Below are 24,253 nucleotides of genomic sequence, written 5' to 3'. Positions count from 1 at the left end.
TATTGAATCGGAATATCGATGATTAGCGAAGCCGATCTTCCCGAAGAACCTTTATCACCGCGGCGAGCTCCTCGTTCTCGTATCCGGCCTGGGTCGCTTGAGCCAGCAATCGTCTGGTAAAATCAGGGAAGTCGGAGTTGATCCGGGCTTCCCGAGCTTGTCTCACCCACAGTTCCGCGGTTCCCATGCAAGTTTTGACCGAGCTTTGGGGATTCCCGTAGGTTCCGTTCTGGATCACTTCGCCTTCGTGCTTGATCATTTGTCCGAGAACCGGAGAGATCTCGGCGATCATAGATCCGAATGCATCCACGCGATGACCTTCCGATTCGAGAATGCGGGCGCCGTGCAAGAAGCCGAACACCGCGCCGAATAGCGTCGATAGAGCGGCCAGATCCCATGCGGACGCCGAACCCACCGACTCGCCCATATACAAGAGGTTCCCGGCCAGAATCTTGAGAGTCGGCTCGCTCCGCCGGAACGCCGCCTCCGAGCCGGATACGAAGATGGGAGTCTCGGGCATTCCTATCTGAGGAGGCGTCGCCAAGATCGCCCCGTCCAGATAATCGACGCCATGCAATCCCGCCCATTCTTCGCTTTCTCTCGCATCTTGAGGGCTTCCCGTACTAAGCTCCACTAGAATTCGGCCTGCCAGGGCCGCCGCAACCTCTTCCGTTCGCACGATGCTGCGCGAAATTTCATAATTGGCCACGCATACGATGACAATCGGGCTGGCGCTCGCCGCAGATGCCGCGGAGGGCTCGAAAATCGCTCCTTCCCGAACGAGGGCTTCGGCTCTCTCGCTTGTCCGGTTCCAGACCGTTACGCGAGACCCGTTCCGCAGAAATGCCCGAGCTAAAGCCGACCCCATGGGTCCTAAACCGATAACGGTAACATCGCTCATCTAGCTTCTTCCTCCTTGTCTCCACACAAGTATGACATGCTCCTCGGGATCGGATGTCCTTCGGATAGGTACATTGTAAACGCGCAGAGGCTCGGCGTATAATGATTGATATTGATATAGGCATCACAATTATTGATGTCCATGGAATGGAGAGAGGAGCCTTGGAGCTATCCGATCTTAAAGTATTTGTGGAGATTGCCAAGGAAGGGAGCATCTCCCGCGCGGCCGAGAGTCTGGGATATGTACAGTCGAACGTGACGGCGCGGATCCGCAAGCTGGAAGACGAGCTTGGGGTACCGCTATTCTACAGGCAGCCGAAGGGAGTAACCTTAACCGATAAAGGAGAAATATTCAAAGAATACGCCCATACCATTCTGAACTTGTCCTCGGAGGCCGTGACGAGAGTGAAGGAGACCTCCTATCCAAGCGGCCCGCTGGCGATCGGGGTTGTGGACAGCATAACCTGCCTGAACTTCATTGACGTTCTGGCCGATTATCAACACCGCTACCCCGACGTCTCCTTATCCATATGGACGGGCAATTCGCCGGACCTCCTGGATAAAGTATTGAATCATCAGTTGGACGGCGCGTTCGTGATCGGCAACTTCGACTCGCCTTATCTGATCGTCGAGAATATCCAAGATGAAGAATTAAAATTGATTTCCCAGTCGTCCGGGGATGACTATCCGGATTTGGCGAATACGCGATGGGCAGTCTCTCCAATAGGTTGCCCTTTCAGACGAATACTGGAAGAGTGGTTGCAAGGAGAAGGAATTTCTCTCGGCAACTTCATAGAATTCAGTTCCTTGGAGACTCTTATCGGCTGCGTGCGCTCCGGCCTTGCCGCCACAGTAATGCCCGCCTCCGCCCTGACCGGAGTCTATTCGCAATTAGGCGCCTTCCCGGTTCCCGAAAAATATCGTTATACTCAAACCAGTCTTGTCCGACGCAAAGACCGGTATTCAAGCAAGGCGTTCACGGCATTCTCCCAATTGATGCGAGAGTCCATGAAGTAGGCAGGGGATTGCTGGCAAGCAGAGGATACCCGGCCGCCTTAGAGGGAGAGAAGAACGGGTCTCTTCCCGTTCCCGCTCTCCCCTCCTTCGCTTTAAGCGGGGAACTGCCCCTTCGCCTTCGAGAGGATCGAGCTGATATTCTGCTCGTAGCCGTAGATCTTCTCCTTGTGCGCCGTCAATTGGCGGTAGAGGGTCAGAATGCTGGCAAGCGAACTCGACGCCGACTTGGCTTCGCCCTTCTTGATCGACTGGGCGAACGACTTGGCTAACGGAGATATGGCGGACTTGGCGGCCGTCACCGAGCTCTTCGCCGCGCTGATCTTCACCTTGTACGCGTCGATATCCTCCAGCGTCGTCCGGATCATCTTCGCCGTCTTCGCGGTCGCGTCCTTGGCCGCCTTGTAGGCTTCGTCCTGGTTCTTGATCGCGTCGCGGGCCGCTTGGACGGCCGGCTTGAGCAGATCGGCCGACGCTTGCAGCGCCGCCTTGACCTCCTTGTTCCCGAGAGCTCGGGCCACGGCGATCTGCTGGTTCAGCTGCTTGTACTTGTCGAGCAGCGGCTGGTAGCGCTCGCGCGTCTTCTTCGCCTGTTCCTGGAGGGAGCTCAGCTTGGCGGCGTTGATCTGCTTGATCTTGTTCCTCGTGACGGTCAAGGCCTCGGCGTTATTGTAATGGACCGTCTTGATCTTCTCGTCCAGCCCGTTCTCCGCCGACCGCAAGCTTAACAGCTCGCCGTACTGCGCCTTCATCTTCGCGGCCAGGTCTCCGTCCGCCTCGGCAACCGCCTTGTCCCATGCGACCTTCGTCGAGACGGGCCACTCCACCGTCGCCGCGTTCCCCGCCGCAGGCGCTCCGACCGCCAGCATAACCCCCAACAACAATGCGACGATCCCCTTCACGCTTCTCATCCTTCCATTCCTCCATCCTTCGAATAGTGTGGCAGAACGATAAAAAGCACCCGCAAGAAAAAGCCGTAATCGGCTCTTCCTTACAGGTGCTTCCTGATAAGGCGATGCAGGGCGAACTATTGTTCTCAATATAGCGCGATTCGGCCCGGTCGTCAAGCTCCGAAGCGAGGGCGTCTTTTTTGATAAATTTCCCCTAAATCGATGCCGTCAATCTCTTCCCGGCGTGATGAAATCTAACATAATTTCTTTCTACAAACGAGAAAAAGCTGAAAAAGGATTTACAAGGCCGCCGCATTGGCATATATTATCCCATATATATCACCTTTGTAAAATTGGTATTATTACAAAATTTCAATTTACACCTTCCCATTGAACAGTTTTTCAGCCTGTTTTCCTCAGTTTCCTCTTTCTGTATCCGGATCTTCGTCGCTCAAAAATATCAATCTATATTTAATCCCTGCTTTACGGTTACCAAATAATCCAGTGCTATAGTACCCCATATGTATGGTTCTCTGTAATTATGTTCTACATAAAATGAACGAATGTTGGAGGTGGGGGTGAAGCAAGGCGGACAAGCAAGAACGATAAATTCAACTTGGAGGGCTGAACATGAACGCATGGATACGCAAAACGAAAAAAACCGTTAGCTTGGCGCTGGCGGCATCGCTGGCGTTAGGACTGGCGTACGTCGGGCCGGGGAGAACGATGGCGGCGACCGACGGAGGGAACGTGGTCATCAGCCAGGTTTACGGCGGAGGCGGCAACTCCGGCGCGCCGTACAAGAACGACTTTATCGAGCTTTATAATCCGACCGGCTCCGATATCGAGATCGGCGGGTGGTCCGTCCAATATGCCTCCGCAACCAACTCGAATTGGGCGGCCACCGCGATTCCGGACGGAAGCGTCATTAAATCGCACGGTTACTTTCTCGTACAGGAGGTCGCCGGAACGGGCGCGGCCGCGGCTCTTCCGGCTCCGGACGCCATCGGGACCCTGGCGATGGCAGCCACAGGAGGCAAGGTCGCTCTTGTGGCGGGGCAATCCGCCATTACAGGTAAATCTTCCCCCGAAGTCGTCGACTTCGTCGGCTTCGGCGCCGCGAACGAATACGAAGGCTCCGGGGCGACTGGCGCGCTGTCCAACACAACCGCGGCGATCCGCAAGGACGGCGACGGCCAGATTAACGCCGGGTACGGCAGCAGCCTGGACACGGACGACAACAAGACGGACTTCGCCGTCGCCGCCCCGACTCCGCGGAATTCGTCCGTTGTCGAAGAGCCGTACCAGCAGGGAGAGAACCCAGCAAGCGCTCTGCCTGTCGGCAAGAATATCCAATTAACTGGCGACGTGCTGACCGGCTTCACTTCCGCTGCTCCTGCGGGTGCGACGGTACGCGCCTATGACGCCGATCCCGCATCGGGCGGCCGACTCGTCGATCAGGATACGGCGGAGGCGGACGGCAGCTTCTCGATCGCCGTGCCCGCCGATTCGGCATCGGTATACGTCACGGCCGAGGAGACCGGCAAGCCGGAGAGCCTGGCGCTGCGAATCGACGCGGCAACGGCGTTGCCCGTAGTAACCGTCGGTTCCTACACCCTCGATTCGTCCGGCAACGGAACGCTGACCGGGACGGCGGAGGTCGCGAACGCGGCAATTACCGTGTACGCGGACGAAGCGCTGGCGACGTTGATCGGATCGGCGACGGCCGGAAGCGATAAGGGCTTCTCGGTGAAGATAACGTCGGGCCCGGATACCGTCTACGTGACGCAAGTGCTGCATACCGACAACGGCCGCGGCCTGCCGAGCCCCGCGGCAAGCGCGGCGAAGCAGGACATGTCCGTGCAGACGATCGCGTCGGTACGCGCGGTGGACGCCAACGGCGTCCCGGTGATCGGCGGCTCCGTCCCGGTCGCGGTAGAAGGCGTCGTTACCATCGACAACAACGTGATCGGCTCCGGCAACAGCAACTTCTACCTGCAAGACGCCACGGGCGGCATCAACGTTTACGGCGGCTACGCCCACGGATTGACGATCGCGAAGGGGAACAAGCTCCGCGTTACGGGAACGATCACGAATTACAACGGCTTGATCGAGCTGGTGCCGACGGAGATCGCTCTGATCAGCGCCAGCGTAGCGCTGCCCGCACCGAAGGCGACGAGCATCGCCGACTTGAACGCCTTCGCGACTGCGGAGCCTCTCGAAGGCCAATTGGTTACGGCGAAGGCGACGATCAGCGCGGTGGCGGCTTCGGGGGCGACGGCGTACAACGTGACGGCGAAGGACCCGGACAACACGAGCAAGTCGATCACGATTCGCGTCATGAACGCGACGGGCATCGACACGCCGAACGTCCTCGCGGTAGGCAAAACCTATACGATCACGGGCATCGTCGGCCAATACGATACGTCGTCTCCGTATACGAGCGGCTATCAAATTTTCCCACGTTCGATCGCCGATATCGCGGCGACCCTGTCGCTGAACCATACTCCGATCGCGCAGGCCTATACGGGGGCGGACGTGCCGATCGCAGCGACCGCGACAGCGGCCGATTCCGTCAAAGCGTTTTATCGCGCGGACAGCTCTGCCGCATACCGGGAGCTCGCCATGACGACGACGAACGGAACCGATTATTCCGCGTCCATTCCGGCCGCCGATCTGGCGGGATTGTTCGGCTTCCAATATTACCTCGCGGCGACGGGAGGCGGGCAGACGGCTTACGCCGGAAGCTCCGAAGCTCCCTACTCCGTCACGCTGCAGGCGGACGCCGCGGGCCCGGAGATCGCAAGCTATCGCCCCGGCAATAACGAGACGGTAGAGTCCTACAACCCGACCATCGGCGCGACGGCTCAGGACATGAGCGGGGTGCAGTCGATCTCCTTGAAGGTCGACGGGGCGGACGTGACCTCCTCGGCGGCCGTGACAACGGTCTCGTCCTCGTTGCCGGCGCTGCGGATCGAATACGTTCCCTCCGAAGCGCTCGGCTTGGGAGCGCACCAAGTATCGGTGACCGCGATCGACAAGAAAGGGAACACGTCGTCGGTCAACTGGACCTTCACCGTAGCGGAGCCGTTCTCGGGAGGGAACCATTACCGCGGCACGACGCACGATCACACCCAATTTTCCCATGACGGCTCGGGAACTCCGGCGGAAGCGATCGCATCGGCCAAGAAATACGGCTTCGACTGGATCGCCATCACCGACCACTCCCACGATATCGATGCCGATCTGGCAGACAAAGACACCGTCATGCACGGCGGCCAACCGGAGAGAACGGGCGGAGAGCAGTGGAAGGAGATCAAGAAGCAGGTAGAAGAAGGAACGGTGAACGGCGAGTTCATCGCGATTCCTTCCTTCGAGATGACTTCGACGATCTGGGGGCACTCGAACGTTTTCGGAACGGACAACTTCATCGACCGCCTGCTTAGCGGCAAGTACTACAATACGGACTACAACAAGTTCTACGATTGGATCAAAACGTACGACAACGACGTCATCGGAGTCTTCAACCATCCGGACTGGCCGAACACGCCTTACGGCAACTTCGCTCCTTACGACGAAGCGGCGGACAGAGGCTTCTCTATGATTGAAGTCGGCAACGGCTCCGGCAAATACACGTATTCGAACACCGAATCGAAGTTCTATCGCGCGCTCGACATGGGCTGGCACCTTGCTCCGGTATACGGGGAGGACAACCACGACCGGACCTGGGGACAGACGATGAAGCGCACCGTCGTCGTCGCGAAGGATCTGACGAGGGAGTCGCTCTACAGCTCCATGAAGAACATGCGCGTCTACATGAGCGAAGACCCGAACTTCCAGCTGGACCTGTTCGCGAACGGCGCCTATATGGGCTCCACCGTCTCGGGCAGCACGATCAAGTTCAAGATCACGGGGCAGGACCCGGTGCAGGAAAATAATAAAATTCCGGAGTACAGCTATCTGCCCAGTACTTATGCGGCGAACGACAACGTCGCGAAGGTCGAGATCATCTCGAACGGTGGCAAGGCGATCCAGACCTATACGCCTTCCGGGAACGAGATCAACTTCACTTGGGAACCGGAAGTCAAAGTCGGCAGCCAAGCCTGGTACGTCGTCAAAGTGACGCAGAAGGACGGAGACCGGATCTATTCGGCGCCCGTCTGGTCGGAAGCGGTCGCTGTCGACGTGAAGGTGACGAGCCTCTCGATCACGAGCGGCGCGGTCGTGGCGGGAACGGACGCGACGGTTCAAGCCGAGATCGGGAACTACGGGCTGCAGGACGTCCAGAACGTTACCGTGAAAATGTACGAGGATACCGTCGACGCCGCGCATCTCATCGGCCAGGCCTCGTTCCCGGCGATCGCCGCGGGCAAGACCGTAACGGCGCAAGCCGCCTGGAACGCGAAAACCCCGGGATCGCACAACGTCATCGCGGTCATCGATCCGATCGAGGGAGACAGCCCGGACGACAACCGGCATTCGCTCCCGGTGACGGTCAAGGAACCGCTCGGCATCACGGTTCTGATCGACGCCTCCCACAAGAACGAGAACACGACGACCGACACGGGGACTTATAAGGACAATTTTAAAATCTTCACGCAGTTGCTGAGGGAGCAAGGCTATACCGTCAAAGAGAACAAAAGCTCCTTGACTGCGGACTTGCTGAGCGGAGCGCAGATTCTCGTCATCTCCCATCCGTACGCGGATCTGACCACTTCGGAGAATCAGGCGGTGGCGGCGTTCGTGCAGGGCGGAGGCTCCTTGCTTCTGACCGAGAAGAGCAACTACAACGTCGACCCGACCGTCAATAACGATCTTCTCCAAGAGATCGGCTCCGGGATCCGGGTGAACCACGACGGCATTTTTGACGATAGTCCGGAAGGGAACTTCTGGGGCAACCAGCTGTACAAGTTCGCGGTTCGCCTGCATATTACGCCGAACAACAGCAGGATCACGGACCGAATCTCGACGCTCGAATATTACAGCGGGGCGAGCCTGGTCGGACCTAACGGCAGCGCGATCACGGATACCCCGAGCGTCAAGGTGCTGGCATGGGGCAACGCGACGACGTACCAGGACAATGTGTCCCGCGCGTCCCGGGTTTATCATCTGGCATCGGATACGACGACGAACGGTTCGACGATTCCGGCGATCGCGGTGGAGCAAGTCGGCCAAGGGCGGGTATTCGTGGCCGGCATGAACCTGTTCAACGACAACCAGCTGGACGCGGCCGACCCGTTGAACGGCAACAACATCCTTGCGCTGAATTCGATCGATTGGCTGGCGAGCCGGGAAGCGAAGGTCCTTCCGATCGCGGAAGCTCGCAAGCTGCCGCTCGATTCTCCGGTCGTCGCCGAGGGCACGGTAACGTCCGCCGCCGGAACGTTCTTCGACGCCTTCTACATGCAGGATTCCACGGGCGGAATCATGGTGTACAAGGAAGTGCCGGCGGGAGCTCTCGCGTTGGGCGATACGGTCCGGGTTTACGGCCACATCAAGTATTTCGAGAACAACAAGGAATTGGAATTCGACGCCTTCGCCGTCGACGTCATCAAGACGGGATCGACGACGCCGGTCGAGCCGCGACCGATTACGACGAAGCAGGCGACGGAGGAAGACTACGAGGGTCAGCTCGTTCGGGTGAAAGGCAAGGTCGTCTCGATCTACGACGAGTATTCGTACGTCATCAACGACGGAAGCGGGGACGCGCTCGTGTTCACCGACGGCTATATCGTCAACCAAGGCACGATCCCGGTGCCCAAGCTTGAAGCCGGCGATACGCTGGAAGCGGTCGGGCTTACGGGCAAGTTCTCCGAAGGCTACCGCATTCGCGTCAGAAGCACGAGCGAACTGATCGGAACGAAGGCCGAGCCCGAACCGGACGTTCCGGTAGCCGGAGTGACGCTGGACAAGGAGACGTTGGACCTGAAGGTAGGGGATAGCGGAACGCTGACGGCGACGGTGACGCCGGAGAACGCGACGGACAAGAGCGTCGTCTGGAGCTCGAGCGACGAAGCGGTGGCGAAGGTCGCCGATGGCGTCGTGACGGCTGTCGGCGCAGGCGAAGCCGTCATCACGGCGAAGGCGGGCAACGGAGCTTTCTCGGATACGGTCAAAGTGACCGTGACGCCGAAGGATAGCGGCGAGCCGACGGCGGCATCGGTGGCCGCGGCGATCGCAAGCATCCCGGCGCCGGCCAAGGACGCGAAGAAGCTGACGCTGCCGACGGTCCCATCCGGGTTCTCCGTGGCGATCAAGAGCTCGAGCGACACGAACGTGCTGAAGACGGACGGAACGATTAAGCCGCCCGGCTCCAAGAAGACGGTAACGGTCGTCCTGACCGTGACGAGACTATTCGACGGAAGCACGGCGGACACGGGCGAGATCAAGGTCGAGATTCCGGCGAAATCTTCAAGCGGCTCGGGCTCCGGCGATGGGGGTTCCGGAAACGGAAATGGCAATAGCAATGGTAATGGTAATGGTAATGGGAATAGTAACGGAAATGGTAATGGTAAGGGAAATGGAAATGGCAACGGCAACGGTTCCGGTTCTGGGTCGAACAACGGCCGAACGGTCGTCGTCCCCGCCGATTCGCTGAAGGACAGCGGAAGCGGAACGGCGATCGTCAAGGTCGCAAGCGACACGAACGAAGTGAAGCTTCCTTCGAATGCGGCCGAGCTGCTGTCCGGCTCCGATCTGGAAGTAAGCGGCGATAACCTCGCCGTACGGATTCCTTCCGCGCTGCTGAAGCAACTGGCCGACAAGCTGGGAGCGGAGGAGAGCAAGAACGGCACGATCGGACTCGGGCTGAACCCGCTTGTCGAATCGGAAGTACAGGCGGCGATCGGCTGGAACGCGGATGCGGCGAAGTGGGAAGCGAAGCCCGCGGGCTTCGCTTACGACCTGGGGCTCTCGATCGCGGCGGCCAACGGCCCGTCGGCCAGCCTGACGGAGCTGGACCAACCGATCACGCTGCGTCTGAAAATCGCGGATTCCGCCCGCCCGAATCGGGTCGGCCTCTATCGAGTGGCGGATAACGGGGCTCTTGAGTATGTGGGCGGCGAGGTCGTGAACGGAGAACTGGTCGTCCGGATCGATCGCCTCGCCAAATACGCGGTTCTGGAAATGACGCGCAAGCTCGACGACTTGCCTTTGACGCACTGGGCTTACGAAGTCGTTCAGGAGCTGGCGGTCAAAGGCGTCGTCGACGGAACATCGACGTCGAAGTTCGAGCCGACGCGCCCGATCACGCGCGCGGAATTCGCGGCGCTGCTCGTCAAGGCGCTGAAGCTTCCGGGATCGGGAGCTCCGGCCGCGCCGTTCAAGGACGTGCCGTCGGACGCATGGTTCGCTCAGGCGGTCTCGATCGCTTACGGGAAGGGGATCGCGAAAGGTAGCCCGTCCGGGGAGTTCAACCCGCAAGGGACGATTACCCGGGAAGAGATGGCCGTCATGCTGATGAACGCGTACCGGTTGACGGCGAACGCCGCTCCCGGCACCGGCGGCCTCGACTCCTTCCGGGATGCGGCATCGGTCGCTTCCTGGGCGGCCGACAGCGTGAAGGCGGCGGCCGGTCTCGGACTCGTGAAGGGCAAGGACGGCGGGCGGTTCGATCCGCAAGGAGCCGCGACCCGGGCCGAAGCGGCCCAGATCATCTATAATCTGCTGAAGAACGGATAAGGTTCGCACGGGGAAGCGGGAGAGAAGCCTTGGATCGAGACGGGCGTTCCTCCCGCTTTTCTTCCCTTAAGGACGATTGCTCCCCGGCCGGTTCCTCGGTATAATAAATCGAACAAATGTGAAATATAGAGGCTACATTTTTTCGATAGAAGACGAGGCGAAGGAGGGGCGGGAAGCCATGCCTGAAGATCGTACCGACGACAAGCTGGCGAGAATGATCGATATTGCGAAGATGTACTATCAGTTGGATTACAGCCAGCAGGAGATCGCGGACAAGTTCGGCATCTCCCGTCCGACGGTGTCGCGGTTCCTGCAGCAGGCCAAGGATGAGGGGTACGTTCAGATCAAGATCCTGGATCCGAACGAGAGCAATTGGACGCTGGCCGCCCAGATCGAGCGCAAGTTCGGCTTGAAGAAGGCGGTTATCGTCTCCGTGCCGCAGTACGAGGATGCCATCGTGAAGAAGTATCTGGGCATCGCGACCGCGGACTACCTGAACCAGATCGTCAAGGAAGGCGATATCATCGCCACGACCTGGGGGACGACTCTGTACGAAGTGGCGATCAACCTGCAGGGCAAGCTGCTGAAGGACGTCAAGGTCGTCCAGCTGAACGGCGGCGTCAGCCATTCGGAGACAAATACGTACGCGCACGAGATCGTTCATCTTTTCGGCAAGGCGTTCCATACGGCTCCCTACTTCATCCCGCTTCCGGCGATCGTCGACCATCCGGTCGTGAAGCAGGCGATCGAATCGGACCGGCACATTCGCAACATCCTCGAGCTCGGCAAGCAATCGAACGTCGCGATCGTGACGGTCGGGGTTCCGACGGAAGACTCCGTTCTGATCAAGGCGAATTATTTTACGGAGACGGATCTGCGGATCATCCACGAGAAGGGCGCGGGAGACATCTGCTCGCGCTACATCGATCTGGACGGCAACATCATCGCCGACGAGCTTAACCAGAGGACGATCGGCATCGACCTGGAGGAGCTGAAGAAGAAGGAGCAGTCCATCCTCGTGGCCGGCGGCGCCAAGAAGGTCGACGGCATGTACGGGGCTCTGCGCGGCAAATATAACAACGTGCTTATTACCGACCAGTTCACGGCCAAATATTTGGTGGAACGGGAATAGAGAGAATAGAAGGGGGATTATCGAGTGGCGGGGGAACAATCTCTTAGCAACGAGCAATTAGCCGGCTATATCGATCATACGCTATTGAAGCCGGAGAGCACGCGGGACGCCATCGAGAAGCTGTGCGAGGAGGCGAAGGCGTACCGGTTCGCCACGGTGTGCGTCAACCCGTATTGGGTCGGGTTGGCCGCGAAGCTGCTGGCGGGCTCCGGCGTCGGCGTGACGACGGTCGTCGGCTTCCCGCTCGGCGCGACGACGACGAAGGCGAAGGCGGCCGAGACGGAGGACGCGATTGCGAACGGGGCGACGGAGATCGATATGGTCATCAACGTCGGCGCCCTCAAGTCGGGACTGTACGACGAAGCGGAGAAGGACATCGCGGGCGTCGTCGCCGCGAGCGGCGGCCGGGCCGTCGTGAAGGTGATTCTGGAGACGGGGCTGCTGACGGACGAGGAGAAGGTCAAGGGTTGCGAGCTGAGCAAGTCGGCGGGAGCGGACTTCGTGAAAACGTCGACGGGCTTCGGCCCCGGCGGAGCGACGGCCGAGGACATCGCGCTCATGCGGCGGACGGTAGGTCCCGGCATGGGCGTGAAGGCTTCCGGCGGCGTGCGCGACGCGGACGCTTGCCGCGCCATGATCGCGGCGGGAGCGACCCGCATCGGCGCGAGCTCCAGCGTCGCGATCGTTAGCGGCGGCCAAGGCTCGGGCTATTGAGCCGGGCGATACGCGCAAGACGAACGACCGGCTTCCCATTAGGGGGCCGGTTGTTTGCGCTTTTTTTCTGCGAAAGACCCTTTCGCTAACAGACTTCCGTCCGGTTCATTGCCCCCCCGTTCTGTAACGAACTCAGGAGACGCTATTTAGCGTCAAAAGCCCATTTTTGACACTCTAACGAACCCCAGCGATCTTATTCGGGTCCACCAGGGGCCAAAACGGGCTTCCGGAACGAAATAGCGTCTATACGATTCGTTAGAATCGAAAATCCATTGTTTTCGGCAAAATAGCGTCTCCTCGATTCGTTAGCCGCCTCCCCCAATCGAAACGGGAACCAGGCAAGACATAGAATCTCAACGCAGCATGATCCCGCAAAGATAAGCGACTTCGAACCCGGATAACAAATCTGGATGCGAATGGGGCAGCCGTAGTTTTTTTAGGCGCGGTCTCATAGTCAAAAAAACGGACTTACGATCGCCCGGCAGCCCCGCTGCCGTCAACACCGCCGTCCGGCAGCCCCGCTGCCGTCAACACCGTCGCCCGGCAGCCCCGCTGCCGTCAACACCGCCGTCCGGCAGCCCCGCCGCCGTCAACACCGTCGTCCGGCAGCCCCACCGCCGTCAACACCACCGCCGTCAACACCGCCGTCCGTCAACACCGCCGCCCTGCAGCCCCGCTGCCGTCAACACCGTCGCCCTGCAGCCCCGCAGCGTTCGGGCTTCCCGCCCCGAGCGCCTCTTACCCCCGCTTCAGCTCGAAAAACTCGCAAGCCGAGCGCGGGTGGTAGGCGAGGTCGCCGACGCCCGACTGCAGCACGACCGTGGCGTCGTCGAACCGCACGATGACGCTGCCGGCCTCCACGATATGGTCGTCGCGGAACACGCGCAGGCGGACCTGCTTCGCCTTCGCTTCCTCGAAGTCCGCGTCGGTGATCAATCTCCGGTTGATCGCCAACTCCATCCCCTCCTTTTCTTCCGGATATCCGGCTCTCCTCCAAAAAAATCGTTCGAACCTTCGGCATCTGGACTATACCAGATCGCCATCCTTCGCACAAGCGCGACCGCCGTCGAATCGCCGCGGAATCGAGAATCATCCTCGCTCCCCTAGACTCATACAATGTACCACTCCAAGAAGAGGGTAGGGGTTCTGGGATGGACATCGAGTTGAATTCCCTGCATTGGGTGTACCTGGCGTTCATCGTTCTCATTATGGCCATGCTTATCAAGCGGCGGGACACGACGATGGTCTGCGTCGCCGGAATCCTCGCGCTCGCCTTCATCGCCACCGAGAGCCTGAGCGGCTCCGTCTCCGGCATCTTCAACAGCTTCATCTACGCGACCAAAGAATTGCTCGGCACGATCTTCATCATCTCGATCATCGTCTCCATGAGCCGGGTTCTGATCCGGACCGGCATCAACGAGATCATGGTCGCGCCGCTCACCCGCTTCATGCGGACGCCCGCGCTGGCGTTCTGGGGGATCGGCGTCATTATGCTCGTCGCTTCCTGGTTCTTCTGGCCGTCGCCGGGCGTGGCGCTTATCGGAGCGGTGCTGCTGCCGGCCGCCGTGCGGGTCGGGCTGCCCGCGCTCGGAGCCGCGATGGCGATGAACCTGTTCGGCCACGGCATCGCGCTGTCGGGCGACTACGTGATTCAAGGAGCGCCGAAGCTGACGGCCGACGCGGCCGGGCTCCCGGTGTCGGAGGTGATGGAAGCGAGCGTCCCCCTCGTCATCGTCATGGGCGTCGTGACGACGGCGTTCGCGTTCTGGTCCATGTACCGGGACCGCAAGCGCGGGACGTGGAGGGAAGGCCTCGTCGCCGGCCAGTCGCCGGTCTCCGCCGACGCGGGATCCGTGCCTCTGCCGCCGCGGGTGAAGCGATGGGCGGCCGTTCTGATCCCGATTCTTTTCGTTCTCGACGTCGTGGCGATGTTCGTTCTCGACCTGCAAGGGGGAGACGCGACGGCCTTGATCGGGGGCACCGCCATCCTGATCCTGATCGCGCTGACCTTGATCGCGCATCGCAACCAAGGGATTGAAGAGATCACTGCCTATATGGTGGAAGGCTTCCAATTCGGCTTCAAAATCTTCGGGCCCGTCATTCCGATCGCGGCCTTCTTCTACTTGGGCGACGCCGCCTTCACGGAGCTGCTCGGCAACCGTCTGCCGGAAGGGTCTCACGGCATCGTGAACGACCTCGGGGTCGCGCTGGCGAATACCGTTCCGGTGAACGGTGTCGTCGGCTCCATCACCCTGACCGTGACCGGGGCGGTGACCGGGCTCGACGGCTCGGGCTTCTCGGGCATCTCGCTGGCGGGCTCGGTCGCGAGCATGTTCGCTTCGGCGATCGGCTCGGGAGAGGCGACCCTGACGGCCCTCGGCCAAGTGGCCGCGATCTGGGTCGGCGGCGGCACACTCATTCCTTGGGCGCTCATCCCGGCCGCGGCTATCTGCGGGGTCAGCCCGTTCGAGCTTGCGCGCCGCAATTTGAAGCCGGTCCTCATCGGTCTGGGCGTCACGACGATCGTGGCGATGTTCTTGGTCTAACCGGGAGGCGTCCCGGCGGATCGTTCAAAGCCACCCATAAAACAGGTTGCACGAAAGCAGAGGTTGTGGAAGCTTTCGTGCGGCCTTTTCCCCGTTGGGAGCGCTGTCAATCCATAATCCCATTAATAATAAATGACATTAACATTACATCCATAATAAATCTGTATACAATATTTAAAATATCATTGCCTATAAACCTATTTACTGCTAAAATCATGTTAAATTTATTGACGCAAACAGGGGGCCTAACCGTGAGAAAATCCTCGAAGAAACTATCGATACTCGCCTTTATGTTGGTATTCGTTCTGGTCGCCGCCGGATGCGGCAAGAAAGAAGAAAACGGCGCGGGCGGAGCGAGCCCAAGCGACAGCGCGTCCCCGAGCGAGAGCGCAAGTTCGAGCGCAAGCGCCAGTCCGAGCGCCAGCGAAGAGAGCAACATCGTCTACAAGGTCGCGACCGACGCCAGCTACGCCCCGATGGAGAGCATGGACAAGGACAAGATCGTCGGCTTCGACGTCGACTTCCTGGACGCGGTCATGAAGGAAGCGGGCTTGAAGTACGAGTTGGTCAATACCGGGTGGGACCCGATGTTCGCCGATCTGGACAAGGGCGACAAGAGTGCGTACTACGCCGGCATCTCGGCAGTCTCGATCACCGACGAGCGCAAGCAGTCGTATGAGTTCTCCATTCCGTACTTCGAATCGAAGAACATGATTCTGGTGAAGGAAGGCAGTCCGGTTCAGAACGCTCTCGACTTGAAGGGCAAGAAGGTTGCCGTTCAGGGGGCGACGACGGCCGAGGATCTGATGAAGGGCATCATGGGCGACTCCAACGCGAACCTGAAGCGGTTCGACAGCAACACGCTGGCGCTGCTGGAGCTCGAGAACAACGGGGTGGACGCGGTGGTGGCCGACTTCGCGGTCGTGCAGGCGTACGTGGAGAAGAATCCGAACAAGAAGTTCAAGACGATCGCGGACAAGGAGAACTTCACGCCGGAATATTACGGGATCATCTTCCCGAAGGGCAAGTCCGACCTCAAGGCGAAGCTGGATCCGGCGATCGAGAAGGTGCGGGCGAGCGACGAGTACAAGGAGATATACAAAAAGTGGATCGGCGTCGAGCCGGACACGACGGACCTTGTGAACACGAAGTAACCCCATTCCCGCAGGAAGCATGCGTAGGGCAACGCTGCGCATGCTTTTTGGCGTAGAGGAGAAGAGAGCATGGACTTCAGGTTCGACATCATCTGGGATTACGCCCCTTTGCTGCTGAAGGGAACCGGGCTGACGATCGGCATCTCGGCGGCCTCGATTCTGCTCGGGGCCGTGTTCGGGCTCGCTATCGGCTTCGGCAAGATGGCGAGAAGCCGGCTGCTGAACTGGCCGATGGGCGCGTACATTAACTTCTTCCGGGGGACGCCGCTTATCGTTCAGGCGATGATTTTCCACTTCGCTATCATTCCTCCCATCCTTGGGACGACGAACGCCATCGCCGCGGCGATCACTACCCTCTCGTTCAATTCCGCCGCCTACATGGCGGAGATCTACCGCGCGGGCATTCAATCGATCGATCCCGGGCAGAAGGAGGCCGCGTATTCGCTCGGCATGTCCCATGGACAGGCGATGCGGTTCGTCATCCTTCCGCAGGCGATAAAGCGGATGATCCCGGCGTTCGGCAACGAGTTCATCGTCCTTATCAAGGACTCGGCCATGCTGGCCTATATCGCCGTTCCCGAGATGTTCTACTGGGTGAACGCGATGAAGGGCCAATATATGCGTGTCTGGGAGCCGTACTTGACGGCGGCCGTCATCTATTTCATTTTGACCTATTCGCTCAGCAAGCTCCTTCAATACATCGAGAGGAGGATGTGACGGCATGGAACAGGCGATGATTCAGGTTGCGGGCTTGTGCAAATCGTTCGGGACCAACGCGGTGCTGCGCCATATCGATCTCGAGGTGCGAAGGCAGGAGGTCGTCGTCGTCATCGGCCCCTCCGGCTCGGGCAAGTCGACGATGCTGCGCTGCTTGAACTTGCTGGAGCAGCCGGATCAGGGGGACATCCGGATCGAAGGCGTGTCGCTCATGGACAAGGGGACCCGCATTACGGAGGTGCGGGCGGAAGTCGGCATGGTGTTCCAGCGGTTCAATCTGTTCCCTCACATGAGCGTTCTCGACAACATCACGCTGTCGCCCGTGCGCGTCCGGAAGCGGCCCAAGGAAGAGGCTGAGGCGAAGGCGATGGAGCTGCTGCGGAAGGTGGGGCTGGAGGACAAGGCGAACGCGTCCCCCGACTCGCTGTCCGGCGGCCAGGCGCAGCGGGTGGCGATCGCGCGGGCGCTGGCGATGGAGCCGAAGATCATGCTGTTCGACGAGCCGACGTCCGCGCTCGATCCGGAGATGGTCGGCGAGGTGCTCGCCGTCATGAAGGAGCTGGCCGCGGAGGGGATGACGATGGTCGTCGTCACCCACGAGATGGGCTTCGCCCGGGAAGTGGGCGACCGCGTTCTGTTCATGGAGCAAGGGAGCATCGTGGAAGAAGGGCATCCGCGGGAGCTGTTCGAATCCCCGAAGCAGGAACGGACAAAGCTGTTCCTGTCCAAGGTGCTGTAAGAGGAGGTTCTCTTCCGAAAATAATAGGGAACGGCCCGCCCGGTCGGGGGCGGGCTATTCGGCGTTCTCGCGGCCTGGCGGAGCTTGCGCGAGAGATAGAGGCCTCTTTTTTGATAGATACGCCCTGTCCGGGGTAAAATAAGACTTATAGAGATTACCTGGGCGAAGGGAGCCGGCTATGGCCAAACAACCGAAACATACGGCTGCAATATCTTTGGGGATTATGGCGGCGGGCTTCGCGGCGACGTTCCCCGTCGTCGGCTACGGGGCCGGGGCGCTGCTTCACGGAGGCTTCGAGGCGGGTCTGGTCGGCGGCTTGGCCGACTGGTTCGCGGTGACGGCGCTGTTCCGCCGGCCGCTCGGCCTGCCGATTCCGCATACGGCGCTTCTGCCGCGCAACCGCGACAAGGTCGTTCGTTCTCTCGTCTCCGTCATGGAGAACGAGTTCCTCACGAAGAAGAGCATCAAAGATAAAGTGAACGAGTATCTCGCGCCGGAGCGGGTCGTCGCGCTTGCGGAACGCCATCTGGACGACGCGACCCGCGGAGTCGTCGCGCTGAGCGACTACATTCTCCGACGTCTGCCGCTCGATCGGGTAGTTCCGGTGCTGGCGCGAGAGCTGGAAGGACGCATTCGGGGGCTGGACTCCGCCGCGGCACTAAGGATCGTCCGGGACGAGACGCTCTCCCGCGGCTACGAGGAGCGGGCGCTCCTCTTCCTGCTCGCCAAGGCGGAGGAAGTTGTTGCGAGGGACGAGGTGCAGCTCGAATTGGGCAACATGGCCTCGCAGGCGCTCGGCAGCGTTCAGGCCAAGGGGCTCATGGGCTTCGCCGTCAACGCATTCGTCGGCTTCATGAGCGAAGAGAAGTTGGGCGCGACGCTGCAGAACGTCATTTTGGCCAATCTGCGCGATATGCAGGTGTTCGAAGAGCATCCTCTTCGCCGGCTGATTCTCGCGGAGATGCGCAAGGCTCTCGAGAACCTGCCCGAGAACGAGGCGGTTCTCAAGGGGCTCGATTCCGCGAAGGCGGACTTGCCGCAGCGGCTGAATCTGGAGGCGCAGCTGCTCGGCTGGTCGGAGGAGCTGCGGCAGAGGGCGATCGCCTTCGTGCGGGAAGAACGCTTCGCCGGGGAGATTGTCCGCCCGGCTCTCGCCGGGCTCGTCGCCCGCTACAAGGAGGAACCGGCGGAGCTGGTTCCGCTGCTCGATTGGGCGCAGGCGCGCATCTCGGACTTCGTCGAGAAGAACCATTCCCGGATCGGTCTCCTCGTCCGCGAGAATCTGGACAAGCTCGACAACGCTACCCTGATCGAGATGATCGAAGACAAGATCGGCGGCGATCTACAGTGGATCCGGGTGAACGGAGCCGTCTGCGGATTTCTGATCGGTGTCGTCCTGGAAGGAATCAATCTCTTTTTCTAGTTCAAACCCGGGTTGGAGGATGGCGGTCCCATGATCATGAACGAACAAATCAAAGCTTCCGAGGTGCTGCTGACGGGAACGGACGGGGAGGACCTCGGAGTCGTCTCCCGGGATGAAGCTCTCGCGCTCGCCCGCAAGCTGAAGGTGGATCTCGTCTGCACGTCGCTGCTCAGCAGTCCGCCTCCTTGCCGGCTCGTGGGGCGCGGAGCGGCCCGCGACGAGAGGAATCGGGAGCGCCGCGAGGAGCGCAAACGGGAGCAGCCGGCTAAGGTGAAGGAAATTCGGCTCACCGCGCACATCGAGGAGCACGATTACGAGACGAAGCGGAGGCAGGCGGACAAGCTGCTGGCGGCGGGAGATGCCGTTCAGCTGACGGTCAAGCTGACGAACGCCAAGGAAGGGCCGGCAGCGAAGGAGTTGCTCGAGAGGCTGACGAAGGATCTATCCGGCGTTGGCAAGAAAGAGACGGGAATCCAGGTCAGCGGCAAACAAGCGTCGGTTAAGATAAATCCCATTTAACTGACATGGCAATTGCGTTGGCCTATCGATAATAAAGTTCTTGTTTTCATGATGTATGATATTTGTTCTAATATATGACACAAGAAGTAATGAAGGTTGACGAAACTCTCTGCATCGTTTATGATCAATCTACGCTTAATTTTCGACGTTCGCGTCGGAAAGCGGGGGAACCAGTCAATTGGGGCGAATCCGCCGGCTTCATCGCCGGCCGTAGGGTACCATCTACCCGAGTCCGTCAGCTAACCTCGTCAGCGGAAGATGGGTCAGCGCTTTTCGCAGAATCGAATCCGAATTCAGCCGGGACCCTGTCAAGGGTCCCTCTTTGTCTTTATCCGCTGACCGGTCCGACGCGACGCCGCCCTTGATCTCCCTCTCCGGCCCTCCCGGGCCGGAAGGCGCAAATTCCAATCGGCAAAGGAGCGCGAAAAATGATCAGAGCCCTTATCTTCGACTTCGACGGGACGATTATCGATACGGAGACGGCGTGGTACGTCGCCTTCAAGGAGGCTTACCGGGAATACGAAGTCGACCTGACGCTGGAGATGTATTCGCGGTGCATCGGAACGAGCCTTCACGCGTTCAACCCCTACGAGTACCTGATCGCGGAGCTCGGCCTCCCGATCGACCGGGAGCGGTTCCGCGCTTCGGTGCGGAAGCGGCATGCGGAGCTGATGCGGCAGGAGAAGGTCCGTCCGGGCGTGCTGGACTACCTGGAGTCGGCGAAGGCTTACGGGATGAAGATCGGCCTCGCCTCCAGCTCGTCCCGGGAATGGATCGATGATCACCTCGGGCAGCTCGGCATCGGCGGCTACTTCGACTATCTGTCGACCGCGGACGACGTCCGGCGGGTGAAGCCCGATCCCGAGCTCTACATTCGGACGCTGAACGGACTCGGCGTGCTGGCGAATGAGGCGATCGCCGTCGAGGACTCCCCGAACGGGGTGCGGGCCGCGCTGGCCGCGGGGATGCACTGCGTGCTCGCTCCGAACGAGATTACGAGCCTGCTTGAGTTCCCGGGCGTCCTGCACCGGGTCGGATCGCTCGGCGACCTGGAATTCCGGCGGCTCATCGCGACTCCTCTGAGCTCGTGATCGGGGGAATGGCAGCCGTTTTTTTCACGGGATGAATAGTTAGAATATTGAAAATTTAGCGTCGTCAAACGTAGAGGATGGTGGAGGATACGGAGAGCAACGGAGAGGAGAGAACGCCATGCCGGGACGGAACCCAACCAAGAAAGCCGTTCATTACGGGGCGGGCAATATCGGCAGGGGCTTCATCGGCCTCGTGCTGTCCCGCTCCGGCTACGAGGTCGTCTTCGTGGCCCGCAACGAGAAGCAGATCTCGCTCCTGAGGCAGAGGAAGCAGTACACGGTGACGTTCGCCGGCGAAGCCGAGGAACGGGAGGTCGTCCGCAACGTGACCGCCGTCCCGATACATGACGTCCCCGCGGTAACGGAGAGCATCGCGGAAGCCGACGTCGTCACGACGGCCGTAGGCGAAGCGGCGCTGCCCCACATCGCCCGTTCGATCGCCGAAGGGCTCGAGAGACGTCTCGGCGCCGGCGAAGCGCGGCCGCTGCAGATCATCGCGTGCGAGAACGCCGTCCGGGGCAGCGCGAAGCTGAAGAAGCACGTCTACTCGCATCTTCGGGAGGAGACGAAGCGGCGGGCCGAGAGGTCGGTCTCGTTCCCGAACGCCATCGTCGACCGGATCGTGCCGCCGCAGTCGCCGGAAGATCCGCTCGGCGTGAAGGTCGAGCCGTTCTGCGAATGGGTCGTGGAGCGAGTCGAGGCCGGGCGCGGCGAACCGGAGGCGATCGCCGGCGTGAAGTACGTGGACTCGCTGGAGCCGTACGCGGAGCGCAAGCTGTATACGGTCAACGTCGGGCATTGCGCCGCGGCGTACTTCGGTTATCTCGAAGGGTACCGGACGATCCGGGAAGCGATGAACGACGAGCGGCTGAGGAGCCGGGTGGCGGGTGCGATGGAAGAGACGGGCCGTCTGCTCGTTCACAAGTACAATTGGAGCGAGCCGGAGCATCGCCACTATATCCGCAAGGCGATTCAGCGCTTCGCCAATCCCCGGATGACCGACAAGGTCGCGAGGGTCGGCCGTTCCCCGCTGCGGAAGCTGGCGGCGGGCGACCGTCTCGTCAAGCCCGCGCTTCAGGCTGCGGCTTTGGGCATGGAGACGCCCCATCTCGTGTCGCTGATCGCCGCGGCGCTGCTGTTCGATAACGAGTCGGACCCGGAGGCGATCCGGCTGCAGGCTGCTATTCGGGAGAAGGGAGTGAGGGACGTCATCCGCAACCATATGGGAATTCCCGAGCACCACCCTCTGCACTTCCGCATCGCAGAGCAGTACGAATCGATGAAGGCGCGGGCCGCGGGCCGGCGCTAAGCGGCTCCTCCAGCCGCCCCGATATGACGCAAGCCTCGGCTCTGTATTATACTGGGCTGAGGCTTGTGTCATTTGGAAGATGGAAGATGGAAGATGGGGGATGGGTGGAAAATGTTCTTATACGATGAAGAAATCGCGAGAAGAATCCGGGAACGGTCGGCGGCGATGGAGGAGCGCGGCGAGCTCGACGATTGGCTGCTCGAGCTCGTCTACGACGCCAAGCTGTTCAAGCTGTTCGTCCCGGCCGAATACGACGGCCTGGCGGCGGCGCTGCCGGACGCGCTGCGGCTGTTCGAGCGCGCGGCTTGGATCGACGGCGCCCTCGGCTGGCTCGTCACGATCGGCTCGGGCGGCGGGTTCTTCTCCGCGACGCTGCCGGAGAAGGAAGCGGCGGCGCTGTTCTCGGGCCGCGAGGCGGTGCTGGCGGGCAGCGGGCTACCGACCGGGACCGCGAAGCCGGTCGACGGCGGGTACCGCGTCAGCGGGCGCTGGAAGTTCTGCAGCGGCTCGACGTTCGCTTCTTTTTATACGGCGAATTGCCTGGTGGAGAGGGAGACCGGCTCGGAGATTCGCTCCTTCGCGTTCCTGCCGGAGCAGACGGAGATTATTCGCGACTGGGAGCCGCTGGGCCTGCGGGCCACGGCCAGCCACTCGATCGCGGTCGAGGACGCGTTCGTGCCGGAAGGGATGACCTTCGACATCGCCTCCGAGCCCCGCTTCCCGGACCCGATCTACCGCTGCCCGTTCCTGCCGTTCGCCCAGACGTCGTTCGCGGCGGCCGCGATCGGGATCGCCCGCCATTATCTCGAGGAAGCGCGGGCGTTCGCCGAGGCGCGGGCGCCGGAGTGGCGAGCCGCGAATCCGCGGCGGCTGGACGCGCTGGCCGGCGAGATCGGCCGTCAGGAGCGGCGGCTCGGCGATGCGGCGGAACGCTTCTACGGCGCGGTGGACCGGACGTGGGCCGAGTTCGCGGGAGCCGGGGGCATCGGCCTGCCGGAAGGCTTGTGGCAGGAGGCCGGCCGGCTTAGCCAGGAAGCGGCCGCGGTCGCCCGCGGCGGGGCGCAGGCGGTGTTCCCGTACCTCGGCATGACGGCGCTGCTGCGCGAGCATCCGCTGAGCCGGACTTGGCGCGACTTGCATACGATAACGCAGCATTCGGTGCTTCTGCCGCTCGGAGACGATCTTCCGGAATCCGAAAAAGGTTCTTGACCCGGCGGAATTCGGGGAATTAAAATGGGACGGGTACTCTAAAGCAAAGGATCGGAAGTTCATGAAGCTAAGGGCGGTCGCTGCCTGTCTCTACATCGGTCTCGTCTATTTCGTATCGGCTCACCTCGAGGGATTCCACCCTCTATTCTTCCCGACTCTTGGCGCCTTCGCCTACTTGTTCGTCACCCGTTCGGCGTCGGCGAGGGAACAAGGCGTCATCGCGTTCGGCGCTCTGATCGGCTCCGTCACCGGATCGATCCTGTCGCAGCTGCATCCGAGCACGCTGTTCTTCGTCGTCAACGCTCTCTTCACGTTCTGGATGATCCGCAGGTGGAAGTGGAACGCTCCTCCGATCATGGCGGTCTCGTTCGTGCCTTTCTTCATGCGCCCCTCGGAATTATGGACGCTTCCGCTGTTCACGGCGATGGCGATCGGGGGCCTCGTTCTGACGCTGGCCGCCGCTTCGGCCGTCGAGAGATGGAAGCCGGTTCGCTCGATGCTGTCGGCCGTGCCGTTCGTCGGGCGGAAGGCCGAAGCCGAGTGACGGTTCGGGCTGCGACATTCCGCGGCATTGCATCGTATTACCTTCTAACCGGATAGGGGAGGGTGACGCAAGATGCAGCTCTATTTTCGAGACAACTTCTTCAACAGCGGGGTAACGGAGATTCTGGACGCTTCGGAGCGGGATGCCGGGTATCTGGATCTGAAGAGCGCCTTCGGCTCTTCGCTCGACGTCTACGGACCGGGCGGCGAGCTTGCTTGCAGCGGCAAGTTCGGCTTCTTCTCGTCCCGCTGGAACGTGACGGACGCCGAGGGGCGGGAGCTCGGCCAGCTTCGGTGGCGGATGGCGCTGTTCTCGAAGAAGTACACGTACGAGGCGTACGGGCGGGGGGAATACGACTTCGTGTCGCCGGCCTTCTCGCAGGAGTACGACGTTCTCGATAGCGGGGAACGCTCTGTCGCCCGGTTCGAGCGGGTGAGCGGCTGGTTCTCCTCGGGCGCGTTCCGGCTCGACAACTTCTCGGAGGAGCTGGACAGCTACGAGCTCGTCGCCGTAATCATGGGCGTGCACGCTTTGCAGAAGGCGGCTTCGACGGCGGCGACGTAACGGACGATTATTCACATAACGGCTTGCCGCAGCGATTGGCGCGGACCCGACGGGTCTCGCCGGACGCGTCGGCAAGCCGTTTTTTTCTGCGGCGTGCCCAGAGGCACG

Annotated in this window: 18 protein-coding genes and 1 riboswitch; of the genes, 15 read left to right on the top strand and 3 right to left on the bottom strand. The window is 60.8% G+C overall.

Annotation, left to right across the window (positions count from 1 at the left end; all coding sequences use genetic code 11):
* Nucleotides 1–22: 22 nt before the first annotated feature.
* Nucleotides 23–901, bottom strand: coding sequence for an NAD(P)-dependent oxidoreductase (locus tag H7B90_RS18750; protein ID WP_185137415.1), 879 nt, complete (start codon nucleotides 899–901; stop codon nucleotides 23–25).
* A 101-nt stretch (nucleotides 902–1,002) separates the two neighbouring features.
* Here H7B90_RS18750 and H7B90_RS18745 point away from each other — a divergent pair, with 101 nt between their 5' ends.
* Complete coding sequence (locus tag H7B90_RS18745) at nucleotides 1,003–1,917, top strand: LysR family transcriptional regulator (RefSeq protein WP_246578883.1); 915 nt, start codon at nucleotides 1,003–1,005, stop codon at nucleotides 1,915–1,917.
* A gap of 92 nt (nucleotides 1,918–2,009) precedes the next feature.
* Here the strand turns inward: H7B90_RS18745 and H7B90_RS18740 are convergent, their stop codons facing one another.
* Nucleotides 2,010–2,825: a hypothetical protein gene (locus H7B90_RS18740; RefSeq protein ID WP_185137414.1), complete on the bottom strand. Its 816-nt coding sequence runs from the start codon at nucleotides 2,823–2,825 to the stop codon at nucleotides 2,010–2,012.
* A gap of 609 nt (nucleotides 2,826–3,434) precedes the next feature.
* Here H7B90_RS18740 and H7B90_RS18735 point away from each other — a divergent pair.
* From H7B90_RS18735 to deoC, 3 genes are all read left to right on the top strand, one after another.
* On the top strand, nucleotides 3,435–10,484 hold the full coding sequence (locus H7B90_RS18735) for a DUF4350 domain-containing protein (RefSeq protein WP_185137413.1): 7,050 nt from the start codon (nucleotides 3,435–3,437) through the stop codon (nucleotides 10,482–10,484).
* A gap of 178 nt (nucleotides 10,485–10,662) precedes the next feature.
* Nucleotides 10,663–11,616 (top strand): DNA-binding transcriptional repressor DeoR, encoded by a 954-nt coding sequence (gene deoR, locus H7B90_RS18730; protein WP_185137412.1) that lies wholly within the window; start codon nucleotides 10,663–10,665, stop codon nucleotides 11,614–11,616.
* Nucleotides 11,617–11,640: 24 nt separating this feature from the next.
* Nucleotides 11,641–12,330 (top strand): deoxyribose-phosphate aldolase, encoded by a 690-nt coding sequence (gene deoC / locus H7B90_RS18725; protein ID WP_185137411.1) that lies wholly within the window; start codon nucleotides 11,641–11,643, stop codon nucleotides 12,328–12,330.
* A gap of 738 nt (nucleotides 12,331–13,068) precedes the next feature.
* On the opposite strand, the gene H7B90_RS18720 is transcribed toward deoC, so the two are convergent.
* Nucleotides 13,069–13,284, bottom strand: coding sequence for a hypothetical protein (locus tag H7B90_RS18720; protein WP_185137410.1), 216 nt, complete (start codon nucleotides 13,282–13,284; stop codon nucleotides 13,069–13,071).
* A 197-nt stretch (nucleotides 13,285–13,481) separates the two neighbouring features.
* Here H7B90_RS18720 and H7B90_RS18715 point away from each other — a divergent pair, with 197 nt between their 5' ends.
* The 11 genes from H7B90_RS18715 to H7B90_RS18665 all read left to right on the top strand — a co-directional run bounded on the left by H7B90_RS18715 (nucleotide 13,482) and on the right by H7B90_RS18665 (nucleotide 24,145).
* Nucleotides 13,482–14,876, top strand: a complete 1,395-nt coding sequence (locus H7B90_RS18715) for a hypothetical protein (RefSeq protein WP_185137409.1) — start codon at nucleotides 13,482–13,484, stop codon at nucleotides 14,874–14,876.
* Between the two features lie 290 nt (nucleotides 14,877–15,166).
* Complete coding sequence (locus tag H7B90_RS18710; RefSeq protein ID WP_185137476.1) at nucleotides 15,167–16,030, top strand: basic amino acid ABC transporter substrate-binding protein; 864 nt, start codon at nucleotides 15,167–15,169, stop codon at nucleotides 16,028–16,030.
* Between the two features lie 69 nt (nucleotides 16,031–16,099).
* Nucleotides 16,100–16,747, top strand: coding sequence for an amino acid ABC transporter permease (locus tag H7B90_RS18705; RefSeq protein WP_185137408.1), 648 nt, complete (start codon nucleotides 16,100–16,102; stop codon nucleotides 16,745–16,747).
* A 16-nt stretch (nucleotides 16,748–16,763) separates the two neighbouring features.
* On the top strand, nucleotides 16,764–17,486 hold the full coding sequence (locus H7B90_RS18700; RefSeq protein WP_185137475.1) for an amino acid ABC transporter ATP-binding protein: 723 nt from the start codon (nucleotides 16,764–16,766) through the stop codon (nucleotides 17,484–17,486).
* A gap of 214 nt (nucleotides 17,487–17,700) precedes the next feature.
* Nucleotides 17,701–18,909: a DUF445 domain-containing protein gene (locus H7B90_RS18695; protein ID WP_185137407.1), complete on the top strand. Its 1,209-nt coding sequence runs from the start codon at nucleotides 17,701–17,703 to the stop codon at nucleotides 18,907–18,909.
* Between the two features lie 30 nt (nucleotides 18,910–18,939).
* On the top strand, nucleotides 18,940–19,428 hold the full coding sequence (gene infC / locus H7B90_RS18690; protein WP_185137406.1) for a translation initiation factor IF-3: 489 nt from the start codon (nucleotides 18,940–18,942) through the stop codon (nucleotides 19,426–19,428).
* Nucleotides 19,429–19,550: 122 nt separating this feature from the next.
* A riboswitch (cyclic di-AMP (ydaO/yuaA leader) is annotated at nucleotides 19,551–19,697 on the top strand.
* A 159-nt stretch (nucleotides 19,698–19,856) separates the two neighbouring features.
* A complete protein-coding gene (locus H7B90_RS18685) occupies nucleotides 19,857–20,519 on the top strand; it encodes an HAD family hydrolase (RefSeq protein WP_185137405.1) in 663 nt (220 codons plus the stop codon).
* A 118-nt stretch (nucleotides 20,520–20,637) separates the two neighbouring features.
* Nucleotides 20,638–21,828: a mannitol-1-phosphate 5-dehydrogenase gene (locus H7B90_RS18680; RefSeq protein WP_185137404.1), complete on the top strand. Its 1,191-nt coding sequence runs from the start codon at nucleotides 20,638–20,640 to the stop codon at nucleotides 21,826–21,828.
* Nucleotides 21,829–21,939: 111 nt separating this feature from the next.
* Nucleotides 21,940–23,037 (top strand): acyl-CoA dehydrogenase family protein, encoded by a 1,098-nt coding sequence (locus tag H7B90_RS18675; RefSeq protein ID WP_185137403.1) that lies wholly within the window; start codon nucleotides 21,940–21,942, stop codon nucleotides 23,035–23,037.
* Nucleotides 23,038–23,098: 61 nt separating this feature from the next.
* The gene (locus H7B90_RS18670; RefSeq protein WP_185137402.1) at nucleotides 23,099–23,581 is read left to right on the top strand and encodes a hypothetical protein; all 483 of its coding nucleotides are present in this window, start codon (nucleotides 23,099–23,101) and stop codon (nucleotides 23,579–23,581) included.
* A gap of 72 nt (nucleotides 23,582–23,653) precedes the next feature.
* The gene (locus tag H7B90_RS18665) at nucleotides 23,654–24,145 is read left to right on the top strand and encodes an LURP-one-related/scramblase family protein (protein WP_185137401.1); all 492 of its coding nucleotides are present in this window, start codon (nucleotides 23,654–23,656) and stop codon (nucleotides 24,143–24,145) included.
* Nucleotides 24,146–24,253 lie beyond the last annotated feature (108 nt).

It is taken from the genome of Cohnella xylanilytica (assembly GCF_014212175.1).
GTDB classification, from domain to species: Bacteria; Bacillota; Bacilli; order Paenibacillales; family Paenibacillaceae; genus Cohnella; species Cohnella xylanilytica.
Note: the sequence above shows the minus strand (reverse complement) of the source record. Positions and strands in the feature narration are given on the sequence as shown.

What these genes read in the sequence shown, in the direction of transcription:
- H7B90_RS18750 (WP_185137415.1), bottom strand. Translation starts at nt 901, where the DNA reads ATGAGCGATGTTACCGTTATCGGTTTAGGACCCATGGGGTCGGCTTTA.
- H7B90_RS18745 (WP_246578883.1), top strand. Translation starts at nt 1,003, where the DNA reads ATGATTGATATTGATATAGGCATCACAATTATTGATGTCCATGGAATG.
- H7B90_RS18740 (WP_185137414.1), bottom strand. Translation starts at nt 2,825, where the DNA reads ATGAGAAGCGTGAAGGGGATCGTCGCATTGTTGTTGGGGGTTATGCTG.
- H7B90_RS18735 (WP_185137413.1), top strand. Translation starts at nt 3,435, where the DNA reads ATGAACGCATGGATACGCAAAACGAAAAAAACCGTTAGCTTGGCGCTG.
- deoR (WP_185137412.1), top strand. Translation starts at nt 10,663, where the DNA reads ATGCCTGAAGATCGTACCGACGACAAGCTGGCGAGAATGATCGATATT.
- H7B90_RS18715 (WP_185137409.1), top strand. Translation starts at nt 13,482, where the DNA reads ATGGACATCGAGTTGAATTCCCTGCATTGGGTGTACCTGGCGTTCATC.
- H7B90_RS18710 (WP_185137476.1), top strand. Translation starts at nt 15,167, where the DNA reads ATGTTGGTATTCGTTCTGGTCGCCGCCGGATGCGGCAAGAAAGAAGAA.
- H7B90_RS18705 (WP_185137408.1), top strand. Translation starts at nt 16,100, where the DNA reads ATGGACTTCAGGTTCGACATCATCTGGGATTACGCCCCTTTGCTGCTG.
- H7B90_RS18700 (WP_185137475.1), top strand. Translation starts at nt 16,764, where the DNA reads ATGATTCAGGTTGCGGGCTTGTGCAAATCGTTCGGGACCAACGCGGTG.
- infC (WP_185137406.1), top strand. Translation starts at nt 18,940, where the DNA reads ATGATCATGAACGAACAAATCAAAGCTTCCGAGGTGCTGCTGACGGGA.
- H7B90_RS18685 (WP_185137405.1), top strand. Translation starts at nt 19,857, where the DNA reads ATGATCAGAGCCCTTATCTTCGACTTCGACGGGACGATTATCGATACG.
- H7B90_RS18680 (WP_185137404.1), top strand. Translation starts at nt 20,638, where the DNA reads ATGCCGGGACGGAACCCAACCAAGAAAGCCGTTCATTACGGGGCGGGC.
- H7B90_RS18675 (WP_185137403.1), top strand. Translation starts at nt 21,940, where the DNA reads ATGTTCTTATACGATGAAGAAATCGCGAGAAGAATCCGGGAACGGTCG.
- H7B90_RS18670 (WP_185137402.1), top strand. Translation starts at nt 23,099, where the DNA reads ATGAAGCTAAGGGCGGTCGCTGCCTGTCTCTACATCGGTCTCGTCTAT.
- H7B90_RS18665 (WP_185137401.1), top strand. Translation starts at nt 23,654, where the DNA reads ATGCAGCTCTATTTTCGAGACAACTTCTTCAACAGCGGGGTAACGGAG.